This window comes from Burkholderia cenocepacia (assembly GCF_900446215.1).
In the GTDB taxonomy this organism is placed as follows: Bacteria; Pseudomonadota; Gammaproteobacteria; order Burkholderiales; family Burkholderiaceae; genus Burkholderia; species Burkholderia cenocepacia.
On the sequence record NZ_UAQZ01000017.1, the window covers coordinates 1 to 12,901 of the forward strand.

Sequence of the window (12,901 nt, forward strand, 5' to 3'; positions counted from 1 at the left end):
GCGCCGCCCAGTCGATGCCGTAGTCGGCCGCGAACGAATGGAAGTCGAGCAGCAGGGCGGCGACCGCGTCATACGTCGCGAGCGGCGACGGCGCGCCGTTGCCCGTCATGCGACATGCGTCGGGCAGCGCAGCCAGCGGGCGCGCATGCAGCTGCATGCCGTCCGGCGAGTCGGTGAAGACCATGCCGCCGCGCCAGCGTGCATACATCCCGATCAGGCCGGAGACGGCCGCCGTGCTCGCGTTGTACGCGGGATCGCGCCAGCACAGGTTGCCGGTGCGCGTCGTGTTGTAGATGACCGCGCCGTGCGGCCCGATCTCGGCGATCGCGCCGGTGCCGGCAAGCGCCCAGATACCGTGTGTCTGCGGCACGAACGCGCCGTCCTGCCACGCGGCGCGCAGCATCTCGGGCGGCGCGGACGGCAGCCCGCCCGGCACGACGGGCTCGTTGCCGTCGCCGCCGCAGCCGGGCAGCCAGCCGGAGATACCGAGGCTCCATATCAGGGTGGCGAAGGCACGCATCGTCACGCCCCGGCGCCCGGGCAGCGATACACGCTGCCGGTCAGCGTGACGCCGGTCTGCCGCAGGTAGCCGCCGTCGGTACCGTCGAAACTGCCGCTTTGCACGCCGCGCTGCGTGAGCAGCACCACGACGTTGCCGCCGAGCGCGGCCGCGCGGGTCTTCAGGTCGTTGCGCGCCCCGGTCTCGAACGTCGCATCGGGGATGAAGCCGCCGATCAGGAAGTTGCCGCGGCTGCCGGTCACGTCGCCGAGGTGGCGGCAGGTGCCGCCGGGGTCGCTCGTGACGATGCGCACGTCGCGCCCCGCGGCGGAAGGTTCGAGCGGCGCGCATGCCGCCAGCGCGACAGGAAGGCCCAACAGCCAGGCAGGTCTCATGTTTTCGCCGTAACGAATGCGCGGAATCGCGCGACAGCGCCACTTTAGGGACGCCGGCCGCGCCGCGCATCGGGCGAAGGTCGCGCGCTGGCGACGGAAAGGATCCGACGAAAGTCGTAGATACGGGGAAGCGCGGTCGACGCGCGGCCGGCACTGGCCGCTCGGCGACGTCAGGTTTTCGGCGCCATCAATCCTTCGCGCCACGCGAGCGCGACGGCCTGCGTGCGGTCGGACAGATGCAGTTTCGACATCACGTTGCCGAGATGCGTCTTGACCGTCTTTTCCGTGATGCCGAGCGTCGCGGCGATGCGCGCGTTGCTGCCGCCCTCGGCCAGGCAGCGCAGCACTTCGAGCTCGCGCGCGGTCAATGCGGCGAACGGGTTGCGCGGCGGCTTGCGCAACGCACCGATCATGCGCTGCGCGATGCCGGGGTGCAGCGTCGGTTCGCCGTGGACGGCCGCATGGATCGCTTGCAGCAAACGCTCGCCGCGCATCGATTTCAGCAGGAACGAATCGGCGCCGGCGTCGATCGCGGCCAGTGCCAGCGCATCGTCGTCGGACGACGTCAGCACCATGATGTGCGTGTCGCCGCTGGCCGCCCGAATCGCACGAATCACCGCCGGCACGCCGGCGTGGCCCATGCCGGGCATCATCAGGTCGAGCAACAGCACGTCGGGACGATGCACGCGTACCTGCTCGACCGTGGACGCGCCGTCGTCCGTTTCCGCGACGATCTCGAACGACGCATCGAGCCGCAACAGGCCACGGATGCCTTCGCGCACGACCGCGTGATCGTCGGCAACGAGGATGGTGGTCATGTGGTCTCCATCGGATTGAAATGGACGGTCACGCGCGTGCCGTCCGCGCCCGACACGATGTCGAGCCTGCCGCCGGGCAGCGCGTCCGCGCGCCAGCGCAAATTGCCGAGCCCCATGCCGACGGGCACGGCGGCCGGGTCGAAACCGGCGCCGTCGTCGCGCACGCTCCATCGCCAGTGTGCCGGCGGACGGGCGGCCGATGCGTGGCCAGCATCGCCCGGTTCGCACGCGATGTCGATGCGGCGACAGCCGCTATGGCGCAGCGCATTCGCGACCGCCTCGTGCGTGATCATCAGCAACTCGTGCGCGGCCGCCGGATCGGCATCGAGCGTGCGCGCCGCGGCGTCTGGCAGGTCGAGCGACCACGCGATGCCCGAGCCGGCCAGCAAGTCGCGCACCGCGTGCGAAACGGCCGCACGCAGGCCGTCCTCGGCAATCGCGGGCAGGCTGAAGCCGGTCACCACGTTGTCGAGATCCTGCTGCAGGTGATCGGCCAGACGTCGTGCCGCGCCGACGGTCGGCAACAGGTCGGGGTGACGCTGCGCCTCGTATTCCAGCTCGGTCAGCTTGAGGCCGAGCACGAAGCTGCGCTGCTTCGCGGTGTCGTGCAGGTCGCGGGCGATGCGCGTGCGCTCGACCGATACCGCGAGCGCCTTCTGCATGCCGAACGCCCGCGCGAGCGCATCGGCCATCCGGTTGAAATGCGCGGCCAGCGCGCCGAGTTCGTCGCGCGACGCATCGGCGATCCGCGCCGACAAGTCGCCGGCCGCCCAGCGGTCGGCCGCCGCCGTCATCCGCCGCACGCGCCGCACCAGCAACCAGACGAGCAAGCCCGCGAAGCTCGCGCCCATCGCACCGAGATACAGCACGGTGCGGATCAGGTCGTAGGCCGAGGCGTCGTCCGCGATCTCGTAGTGGAGTTGCCAGCCCGGCCAGTAATGGACGCCGATCCGCGCGATCGCGCCGCCGGCCAGCGCGATGCGCGTGACGATGGCCCAGTCGCCGTCACGATGCAGCATCGTGTCGGGCGCGGCCGGGTCGGCCAGTGTCGCCGCGAACGCGTCGGACAGCAGCGGCGACGCGGCCGGCGACGTTTCGCATCCCGCGCCATCCGGCTGCGCGATGCGCACCTGCAACCGGCCGGCGCCGAAGAAGCCCATCATCGGCGCGAAATCCATCACGTCGCGCGCGCCGATTCGTGCGATTTGCCAGAACATCGCGTCGGCCGCGGCGCGGCAGGCGACCGGGTCGCGCAAGTCGACGGCGCCGGTCGCGGCGGCCAGTGCAGGGCGATCGAGATTGCCGAGAAAACGGCGAATGTCGCTTTCGGCATGCGTGCGCCACAACACGCTCGTCAGCACCGACGACAGCACCATCGCGACGAACCCCACGACGATGAACGTCGGTACGAGCTTGACGAACAAGCCGCGAAAGCCGATCCGGAATGTGCGCAACGCGGGCTCCTCGTTTTTCTGTCTTTTACCGTTGCCCCGGCAAAGCAGGGCGGCCAGCTTTCAATCGCGCCATGTTGACGTTTTTTCGCGGCGGTTGCAGCGGCGTTTTTGCCGGGCAACCACGTTGGGGTGAAGACGAGGCGGCCAACAGCTCCCGCGATGGCACATGCGAGGCCATGAACCACCGCACTCGACATTATAGAAATAATGTCAAAACTCAATTGACGAATGATTGGATATCTAACGGTTTACGTTATATTATTTATCAAATTCCCGACGAAACCCCGCCATGTCCGATCTCGCCGCCGACGAACCCCGCCTGACCGCCGAAATCGAGCGCCTCAAGGCCGACTTCCCGAAAACCCGGGAGCTGTATCGCGAAGCCTGCGCGTTGCTGTTCTTCCGCTTCGGCATCACGCCGACGGCGAACCGCCTGTACCAGCTCGTCCGCAAGGGCAGCATGAGCACGCCGACGGCCGTCCTGGCCGAGTTCTGGGCCGAGCTGCGGGAAAAGAGCCGCGTGCGCATCGAGCACCCGGACCTGCCGGCCGATCTGCAGGCCGCGGCAGGCGAACTGGTCGCGGCGCTGTGGAACCGGTCGAGTACCGACGCGGCCGCCGCACTCGACTCGCTGCGCGCGGAAGTCGAAGCCCAGCGGGCCGCGGCGCAAGCGGAAGTCGCGACGTTGCAGGCCGAACTGGCCCGCACCGAAACCGCGCTGGAGCAACGCACGACCGCGCTGCTGGCCGCGCAGGTCCGCATTCAGGAACTGGAGCAGGCGAGGGCGGCGGACGATGCATCGCGGCAAGCGCTGCAAGCGGATATCGAACGCCTGACAGCCGACAACGCGGAGGCCGATCGCGCACTCGCCGAAGCCCGCGCGGATTTCACCGCCCAGCTCGACCGGTTGCGCGACGACGCGGGCCGCGCCGAGGCGCGCCTGCGCGCATCGGAGAAGCGGGCGCTTCAGGAAATCGATCGCGAGCGGCTCGCGGCCGCACGATTGCAAAAGGAACTCGACGCAGCGACATCGCGCGCGGAACAGCGCGATGCGCAGCAGCGGAAGGACATGGCCGCGCTACAGGCGCAACTCGGCGACGCGTTGCATCGCTGCGGCGTGCTTCAGGGGCAGCTCGACGGCGCCCTGGCGACCGATGCGGCGCGCAGCAACCAGCTCGACGCGCTGAGGCGCGAGATGGCGGCGCTCGTGCGCCGGCCGCCGTTGCGCGGAGTCAAGGCCCTCCCGGCCGCCGAACGGAGCGAGCGGCGGGCACGCATGAGAAAGCGCGCCGACGAAGCGCCGCGCTGACTGCAGGGCCGATCGGCGCCGCATGCGCGAAGCGACGTGGCGCGAGCGGCCGGCCCGACCGACCGCCGGCCGCTGCGCCCCGCTCAACTCCCCACATACCGCGACGGCAGCGGCGGCGCGTCCGCCGGAATCGTCACGAGCGACGTGTTCAGCCAGCCTTGCGGCGTGCCGTTCGACTGCGCATACGCGCCGACGTACGGCATCATCCGCGTCGTCTGATAGACCTGCGGCGTCCAGCCGGCGGGCGCGATGAAGATCGACGTCGCGCGCTTCTCGCTGTACGCGGATGCGCCGTACGTCGAGATGTTCCACAACGTCTGCTGATACGTCGCGTAGTCGGCGTTGTGGCGCGAGCCGCCGGCCTGCCAGCCTTCGAGCTGGATGAACGTGTTGTACGTGCCGGCGCCCGCGAGCAGGTTGTTCACCGTGCGCCCGTACAGGAACGACAGGATCAGCCCGCAATTCGCCGGCGCGAAATCGTTGCCGACGCTCAGGTAATAGCGGCCCGTCGTGTTCACGACCGATGCGTAGTGCGAATTGCCGATATCCGTCGACGTCGCCAGCCCGCTCGCCCCCATGAAACTGTCGAAGGCCTGCATCGTGACGCCCGCCGGCAGGTCGCTGGTCGCGCTGATCGCGACGAGGTGCGAACCGGCCGCCAGCAGCGTCAGGAACGCGGACAGCGTGGCCGCGTTCCAGTTGCCTTGCGCGTCGACGAACGGGAACGCGCGATAGCCGGTCAGCGAGAAAACCGCCGGGTCGGAGCCGGCCTGCCACGCGATCTGCGGCACCCACATCGTCAGCGGGCCCGCGTTCGACGCGCTCGACACGTACTGCTTCAGCGCATCGATCAATTGCGCATCGGCGCCGGGCAGCACGGTGTACGACGCGCCGTCCTGCCAGCGTCGCACCCATTGCGCGACGAAGCCCGCGAGCTGGCCGCCGGTGAAGTCGGCGGGCGGCACGTAGCCGAGCGAGCCCGTGCCCTGATACGCGGACCGGATCGCCGCGGCCGTGCGCACGTTGCTGCCGAACATGCTGTTCGCGAAATCTTGGCAGTTGTTGGCCGGCGGCGTCGCGAGTTGCGCGAGCGGGACGACCCATGCGCCGTTCGCGGTCGCGACGCCGCGATACAGGTTGAGATTCGCGACCGAGTCGTGGCCGGGAAACGTCGCGGCGTCGGCGCCCGACACGTAGCCGGCCGACGGCGTGACGCTGACGGTGGTCGGCTGCGACCCGAACGGATGCGTGTACGCGATCGCGAACGATGCGTCGCCGCCGGCGAGGCTGAACGATCCCGTGCAATCGCCCCAGCTGTTCGACGCGCTGACGGCGGTCGATTGCCCGGTCGCGATCAAACTTTGCGACGCCTGCGGCGTCGAGCCGCTCTGGCTCGCCGCATTGCCGAACGCGAGCGTGGTCGACGGAATCGCGTTGACGACGTTGATCGTGATCGAGCGATCGCCGATGCCGTAGCTGCGGGCGGACGTATCGGCGGCGCCGGTGGCGGCGAACGACGACGCGGCGGCCGGGCTGCCGTCGCCGCCGCAGGCAGCCAGCGAGCCGACGAGCGGCGACAGGGTCAGCGCGGCGCCGCGCTGGATGAAGCGCCGGCGGTTCGGCGCGGTCGGGCGGACGGGTTTCGAAGCGGTCATGGGGCGTTCCTGGTCACGGGTTCGAGAGGCGGTAACGGTCCGGCGCATTGCACACGTGTGCAATGCCGGCTGCGTCCTCGCGGTCGCCGGCACATGCGCCGCGCGTATTTATGCGGGAGATCGATGAAATGCCTGCGACGAAACCGAGTCGCCGATGTGACGCGCCGCGCGCGGACGGCCCGGGCGGGCGAGGGGAGCGCCGGCCAGGCATTGGGTGCGCGACGGGGATCGGGTAAAGTGCCGCTCAACATGCCGGTTCGACGTTACTAGACGACCGGTCTAATCGTTGCTACCATACGCCATCATGAATGCATCTTCAGGCGCCGAAGTCCGCCAGCACATCCTGAACATCGCGAAGCCGATCATGCTCCACAAGGGGTTTTCGGCGGTCGGTCTGAACGAGATTCTCGCCGCGGCGGGCATCCCGAAGGGCTCGTTCTACCATTACTTCGGCTCGAAAGAGGCATTCGGCGAAGCGCTGCTCGAATCGTATTTCGAAGGCTATCTCGCGCATCTCGACAACCTGCTCAAGCACCAGGCCGGCACGGGCGCCGAGCGCCTGATGACGTACTGGGGCAATTGGCTGCACACGCAATGCGCGGACGATCCGGAAGGCAAGTGCCTCGCGGTGAAGCTCGGCGCGGAAGTGTCGGATCTGTCGGAAGCGATGCGCGCGGTATTGCGGCGCGGCACCAGCCAGATCATCGAGCGGCTCGCGGGCGGCATCGAAGGCGGGCTCGCCGACGGGTCGCTGAGCGGCGTCGACGATCCGTCGTACACGGCCGCGATCCTGTACGAGCTGTGGCTGGGCGCGACGCTGCTGGAAAAGATTCACCGCAACCGCAAACCGCTCGAAAGGGCGATGGCCGAAACGCGGCGCATGCTGAACCTGCCGCCGGCCGCACACGACGGAGCGCAGTCGTAATCCGGGCGCGCCTGGGCGCGCCTTGTTTTTGCCCTGATTCTAGACGACTGGTCTACTCAATCCTTCATGACGAACGCTTCACGCTGCGTTACGCTGTCCCGATCGTTCCCACCGCCTGCCTGCGAGCGCACCGGCCCGGCCGCCGATGCCGCCACGGGCGTGCACTTCCTGCTGGTCCATCCCTGATCCGATCGTGCCCACGAAGCACGTTCATTCCTGTTGACGGAGGCTCACATGCCGCAAAGCAAGACCGCAAACCGCCAGATCATCCTGAATTCGCGCCCGGTCGGCGCACCGACGCCGGACAACTTCCGCGCCGAAACGAGCGACGTGCCGGTGCCCGGCCCCGGCCAGGTGCTGCTGCGCACCGTCTGGTTGTCGCTCGACCCGTACATGCGCGGCCGGATGAGCGACGCGCCGTCGTATGCGCCGCCGGCCGAACTGGGCCAGCCGATGGTCGGCGGCACGGTCAGCCGCGTGGTGTCGTCGAACCTGCCGGCGTTTCGCGAAGGCGATCTGGTTGTCGCCGGAGCCGGCTGGCAGGACTACGCGCTGTCCGACGGACGCGACCTGATCCCGCTCGGCCGCGACTTCGCGCATCCGTCGTACGCGCTCGGCGTGCTCGGCATGCCGGGCTTCACCGCGTACACGGGGCTGCTGAAGATCGGCGAACCGAAGGCCGGCGAAACCGTGGTCGTCGCGGCCGCGAGCGGCGCGGTCGGCGCCGTGGTCGGCCAGATCGCGAAGCTGAAGGGTTGCCGCGTGGTCGGCGTCGCGGGCGGCGCCGACAAGTGCGCGTACGTGACCGGCACGCTCGGCTTCGACGCATGCGTCGACCACCACGATCCGGCGTTTGCCGCGAAGCTGAAGGACGCGTGCCCGAACGGCATCGACGTCTATTTCGAGAACGTCGGCGGCGCGGTGTTCGACGCGGTGTGGCCGTTGCTGAACGACCATGCGCGCGTGCCCGTCTGCGGGATCATCGCGCATTACAACGACGCGGCCTACGACGACAAGGCGCTGTCGACCGGCCGTGATCGGGTGCCGGCGCTGATGGGGGCGATCCTGCGCAAGCGCATCCGCGTGCAGGGTTTCATCATCCTCGATCACTATGCGAGCGGCTATGCGCCGTTCCTGAAGGACATGAGCGAATGGGTCGCGCAGGGCAAGGTGAAGACGCTCGAGGACGTCGTCCCCGATCTCGCCGACGCGCCGCAAGCGCTGATCGGCTTGCTCGCCGGCAAGAATTTCGGCAAGGTCGTCGTGCGTGTCGGCCCGGACGAGCTGGCCTGATCCCTCCGCTCGACCACCTACCACCGTTGCACGCTGGCGTCGCCCGACGCCGGCTTGTGGCATGCTCGTTTCCGTTTGCAAAGGAGTGAAAAAATGGCGCTTCACGTGATTGCTTCGCTGTTCCTGAAACCCGAACACGCGCAGGCCGCCGAGGCCGAGCTGCGCAGCATGGTCGCCAAGACGCGCACCGAACCGGGCAACCGGCGCTACGACCTGTTCCGCGAACAGGACGGTTCGCCGAACCTGCATCTGTACGAGATCTACGACGATCAGGCGGCATTCGACGCACACCTCGCGAGCCCGTATTTCGGCGAATTCCGCACGAAGTCGGCCGACTGGTTCACCGCACCGCCGGTCATCAAGGTGCTGTCGGGCATCGACGTGGCCGAGTAACGACGCAGCACGCAACACCACCGCCGCGGCCCGCCCGCACCCGGACCGCGCGGCACCCGTTGCGCACGACGCAACGGCGATGACGACGACCACACGGCGCAGCGCGCCTCGTTCGCGCCGCTTCCCCAATACAACGGCCCCGGAGGCTGAATGATCACCCTCAACATCAACGGCGAAAACCGCTCGGTCGACGCCCCCGACGACATGCCCTTGCTCTGGGTGCTGCGCGACGTCGTCGGCCTCACCGGCACCAAGTTCGGCTGCGGGATCGCGCAATGCGGCGCGTGTACCGTGCATCTCGACGGTGTCGCCACGCGTTCGTGCGTGCTGCCGGTCGCCGCGGTCGCGGGCCGCAAGATCACGACGATCGAAGCCGTCGGCGCGACGCCGGCCGGCCACAAGGTCCAGCAGGCCTGGCGCGAGCTCGACGTCGTCCAGTGCGGCTACTGCCAGTCGGGGCAAGTGATGGCCGCTACCGCGCTGATCGCATCGAACCCGAACCCGAGCGACGCCGACATCGACGCGGCCATGGCCGGCAACATCTGCCGCTGCGGCACGTACAACCGGATTCGCGCCGCGGTCAAGCAAGCCGCGAAGGAGGCCTGACATGTCGCGAGGACTCCTCGAAGCAGGCCGGGCCGGCGCGGGCGTGTCGCGCCGCGGGTTTCTGAAACTCGGCATGTCGCTCGGTGCCGCGGCCGGCGGCGGCTTGCTGCTCGGCTTCAGCCTGCCGGCCGCGGGCGACGATGCACGCCGTTCGGTGATCGGCGGCGACGCGGCCGAACCCGCGGCGCCCGGCGTGTTCGCGCCGAACGCCTTCGTGCAGATCGACCGCGCCGGCAAGGTCACGCTGGTGATGCCGAAGGTCGAGATGGGGCAGGGCGTCTACACGGCGCTGCCGATGCTGATCGCGGAAGAACTCGAAGTGCCGCTGTCGAGCGTGACGCTCGATCATGCGCCGCCGAACGAGAAACTGTTCCTCGATCCGTTGCTCGGCGGCCAGCTCACCGGCGGCTCGACGTCGGTGCGCTACGCGTGGGAACCGATGCGCCGCGCGGGCGCCACCGCGCGCACGCTGCTGGTCACGGCCGCCGCGAAACAATGGAACGTCGATCCGGCCACTTGCCGCGCGGCGAACGGCGAGGTGCAGCATCCGCCGAGCGGCCGGCGCGCATCGTACGGCCAGCTGGCCGACGCCGCGGCGAAGCTGCCGGTGCCGAAGGACGTCGCGCTGAAGCAGCCGGCGGATTTCAAGCTGATCGGCACGCCCGCGAAGCGCCTCGATTCGCCGGAGAAAGTCGACGGCACCGCGCAGTTCGGGCTCGACGTGCGCCTGCCCGGCATGCTGTATGCGGTGATCGTGAACAGCCCGGTGTTCGGCGGCACGGTCGCGAGCGTCGACGACACGGCCGCGAGGAAGATCCCCGGCGTGCGCCAGGTCGTGCGCGTCGACAACGCGGTCGCGGTGGTCGGCGATCACACGTGGGCCGCGAAGCGCGGTGCGTCGGCGCTCGTCGTGAAGTGGAACGAAGGCGCGGGCGCGAAGGTGTCGACGAAGGATCTGTTCGCGGATCTCGCGCAGGCGGCGGCGAACGGCAAGGGCGCGGTCGCACGCAAGGAGGGTGACGTCGGCAAAGCGTTCGCGAACGCGAAGACGCGCGTCGACGCCGTCTACGAACAGCCGCTGCTCGCCCACGCGACGATGGAGCCCGTGAACTGCACGGTGCACGTGCGCGGCGACGGCTGCGAGATCTGGGTCGGCACGCAGGTGCCGACCCGCGCACGCGACACGGCGCAGCAACTGACCGGGCTGCCGCCGGACAAGATCGTCGTGCACAACCACCTGCTCGGCGGCGGGTTCGGCCGACGGCTCGAAACCGACATGGTCGGCCAGGCCGTGAAGGTCGGCAAACAGGTCAACGCGCCGGTGAAGGTGATCTGGACGCGCGAGGAAGACGTGCAGCACGACATGTACCGGCCGTGCTACTACGACAAGATCTCCGCCGGCCTCGACGCGAACGGCAAGCCGGTCGCGTGGCAGCACCGGATCGTCGGCTCGTCGATCATGGCGCGCTTCGCGCCGCCCGCGTTCAAGGACGGCGTCGATCCCGACGCGGTCGAGGTTGCGGCCGAACTGCCGTACGACCTGCCGAACCAGCTCGTCGACTACGTGCGCCAGGAGCCGCGCCACGTGCCGACCGCGTTCTGGCGCGGTGTCGGGCCGACGCGCGGCACGTTCGTCGTCGAGAGCTTCATCGACGAACTGGCCGCGCAGACCAAGACCGACCCGGTGCAATACCGCCGCGCGTTGCTCGACAAGACGCCGCGCGCCCGCAACGTGCTCGACGTCGCGACGAAGGCGGCCGGCTGGGGCGCGCCGCTGCCGAAGGGGCAAGGGCGCGGCGTCTCGGTGATGCACGCGTTCGGCAGCTTCTTCTCGATCGTCATCGACGTCGCGGTGGACGGCGGCGAGGTGCAGGTGAAGCGCGCCGTGTGCGCGGTCGATTGCGGGATGTTCGTCAATCCGAACACGATCGAGGCGCAGGTGCAGGGCGGCATCATCTTCGGGATCACGGGCGCGCTGTACGGCGAGATCACGATCGAGGACGGCCGCGTCGTGCAGACCAACTTCACCGACTACCGGATGATGCGCATCAACGAGACACCGCCGATCGAGGTCCACCTGGTGAAAAGCGGCGAAGCGCCGGGCGGAATCGGCGAGCCGGGCACGGCCGCGACCGCGGCGGCGCTGTCGAACGCGATCTTCGCGGCCACCGGCACGCGGCTGCGCAAGCTGCCGGTCGGCAACCAGCTGAAAACGGCCTGAGGGGAGGGAACGACCATGCGACATCTCACCCTGAACCTGAACACGCTCCGCGCGTCATTGCTCGCGCTGTCCGCACTGGTGGGCGGCACGGCCGCGCATGCCGCGCAGCCGGCGCCCGCCGACAGCGCGCTCGTCGCGCGCGGCGCGTATCTCGCGAAAGCCGGCGACTGCGTCGCGTGCCATACCGCGCCGCGCGGCACGCCGTTCGCGGGCGGCCTGAAGATGGTCACGCCGATGGGCGCGATCTACACGACCAACATCACGCCCGACCCGGAGACGGGTATCGGCGGCTATACCGAAGCGGATTTCGCCGGCGCGTTGCGCAAGGGCGTCGCGAAGGACGGCCACAACCTGTATCCGGCGATGCCGTATCCGTCGTACGCGAAGCTGAAGGACGACGACGTAAAGGCGCTGTACGCGTACTTCATGCACGGCGTCGAACCGGTGAAGCAGGCGAACCGGCCGTCCGACATCCCGTGGCCGCTCAACATGCGCTGGCCGCTCGCGTTGTGGAACGCGGTGTTCCTCGACACGACGCCGTACGCGGACAAGCCGGCCAAGGACGCGATGTGGAACCGCGGCGCGTATCTCGTGCAGGGGCTCGGGCACTGCGGGTCGTGCCACACGCCGCGCGGTGTCGGCTTCCAGGAGAAGGCGCTCGACGAAAGCGGCGCGGCGTTCCTGTCGGGCGCGTCGATCGACAACTGGTTCGCGTCGAACCTGACCGGCGAGCACAACACCGGGCTCGGCCGCTGGAACGAGGCCGACGTCGCGCAGTTCCTGAAGACCGGCGCGAACCAGCACGCGACCGCGTTCGGCTCGATGGTGAGCGTGATCAACCACAGCACGCAGGAACTGACCGACGACGATCTGGCTTCCATCTCGCGCTACCTGAAATCGCTGCCGGCGGCAGGCGGCACGGGCGCGCCGCCGTACCGCTATGATCCGAAGGCGACGCAGGTCGCGCTGGGCCGGCCGGCAGCCGATCCGGGCGCGAAGGTGTATAACGCTTACTGCCTGCATTGCCACGGGGCGGACGGGCGCGGCTATGCACCGTTGCTCGCGCCGCTCGCCGGCAATCCGAACGTGCTCGAGGCCGATGCATCGTCGCTGATCAACGTGACGCTGAACGGCAGCGACACGCTCGTGATCGGTGGCGTGCCGTCCGCGTATCCGATGCCGGCGTTCTCGAACCAGTTGAACGACCAGCAGGTCGCCGACGTGCTGACGTTCATGCGCGCCGGCTGGAACAACGGCGCGCCGGCCGTGCAGGCGGCGGACGTCGCGAAACTCCGCAAGGCGACGGCGGCCGCGCACTGAGCGCGGCGCGCCG

At 69.1% G+C, this 12,901-nt stretch carries 11 protein-coding genes and 1 pseudogene; 7 read left to right on the forward strand and 5 right to left on the reverse strand.

The features are described 5' to 3' along the window. The 4 genes and pseudogenes from DTA15_RS34480 to DTA15_RS34495 all read right to left on the reverse strand — a co-directional run. Positions 1-520, reverse strand: a pseudogene (locus DTA15_RS34480) (S41 family peptidase); the annotation flags it as partial. A gap of 2 nt (positions 521-522) precedes the next feature. Continuing rightward, positions 523-894, reverse strand: a complete 372-nt coding sequence (locus DTA15_RS34485; protein WP_012493337.1) for a DUF4156 domain-containing protein — start codon at positions 892-894, stop codon at positions 523-525. Positions 895-1,064: 170 nt separating this feature from the next. Continuing rightward, a complete protein-coding gene (locus DTA15_RS34490; RefSeq protein ID WP_006490644.1) occupies positions 1,065-1,712 on the reverse strand; it encodes a response regulator in 648 nt (215 codons plus the stop codon). After that, positions 1,709-3,166, reverse strand: coding sequence for a HAMP domain-containing sensor histidine kinase (locus tag DTA15_RS34495; RefSeq protein ID WP_006490643.1), 1,458 nt, complete (start codon positions 3,164-3,166; stop codon positions 1,709-1,711). Before DTA15_RS34495 ends, DTA15_RS34490 begins: the two co-directional genes overlap by 4 nt. A gap of 289 nt (positions 3,167-3,455) precedes the next feature. Here DTA15_RS34495 and DTA15_RS34500 point away from each other — a divergent pair, with 289 nt between their 5' ends. Next, on the forward strand, positions 3,456-4,475 hold the full coding sequence (locus DTA15_RS34500) for a DNA-binding protein (RefSeq protein ID WP_006490639.1): 1,020 nt from the start codon (positions 3,456-3,458) through the stop codon (positions 4,473-4,475). An 83-nt stretch (positions 4,476-4,558) separates the two neighbouring features. Here the strand turns inward: DTA15_RS34500 and DTA15_RS34505 are convergent, their stop codons facing one another. Continuing rightward, entirely contained in the window at positions 4,559-6,130 is a 1,572-nt protein-coding gene (locus DTA15_RS34505) for a hypothetical protein (protein WP_012493338.1), read from the reverse strand. Between the two features lie 304 nt (positions 6,131-6,434). Here DTA15_RS34505 and DTA15_RS34510 point away from each other — a divergent pair, with 304 nt between their 5' ends. From DTA15_RS34510 to DTA15_RS34535, 6 genes are all read left to right on the forward strand, one after another. Then, the gene (locus tag DTA15_RS34510; RefSeq protein WP_006482787.1) at positions 6,435-7,055 is read left to right on the forward strand and encodes a TetR/AcrR family transcriptional regulator; all 621 of its coding nucleotides are present in this window, start codon (positions 6,435-6,437) and stop codon (positions 7,053-7,055) included. A 234-nt stretch (positions 7,056-7,289) separates the two neighbouring features. Then, the gene (gene curA / locus DTA15_RS34515) at positions 7,290-8,348 is read left to right on the forward strand and encodes an NADPH-dependent curcumin/dihydrocurcumin reductase (RefSeq protein WP_006482783.1); all 1,059 of its coding nucleotides are present in this window, start codon (positions 7,290-7,292) and stop codon (positions 8,346-8,348) included. A gap of 93 nt (positions 8,349-8,441) precedes the next feature. Further along, on the forward strand, positions 8,442-8,741 hold the full coding sequence (locus DTA15_RS34520) for a putative quinol monooxygenase (protein WP_006482784.1): 300 nt from the start codon (positions 8,442-8,444) through the stop codon (positions 8,739-8,741). A 150-nt stretch (positions 8,742-8,891) separates the two neighbouring features. Further along, positions 8,892-9,347, forward strand: coding sequence for a (2Fe-2S)-binding protein (locus tag DTA15_RS34525; RefSeq protein ID WP_006482795.1), 456 nt, complete (start codon positions 8,892-8,894; stop codon positions 9,345-9,347). 1 nt (position 9,348) lies between these two features. Continuing rightward, the gene (locus tag DTA15_RS34530; protein ID WP_006482788.1) at positions 9,349-11,568 is read left to right on the forward strand and encodes a xanthine dehydrogenase family protein molybdopterin-binding subunit; all 2,220 of its coding nucleotides are present in this window, start codon (positions 9,349-9,351) and stop codon (positions 11,566-11,568) included. A 15-nt stretch (positions 11,569-11,583) separates the two neighbouring features. Continuing rightward, on the forward strand, positions 11,584-12,888 hold the full coding sequence (locus DTA15_RS34535) for a c-type cytochrome (protein ID WP_006482794.1): 1,305 nt from the start codon (positions 11,584-11,586) through the stop codon (positions 12,886-12,888). Positions 12,889-12,901: the final 13 nt, after the last annotated feature.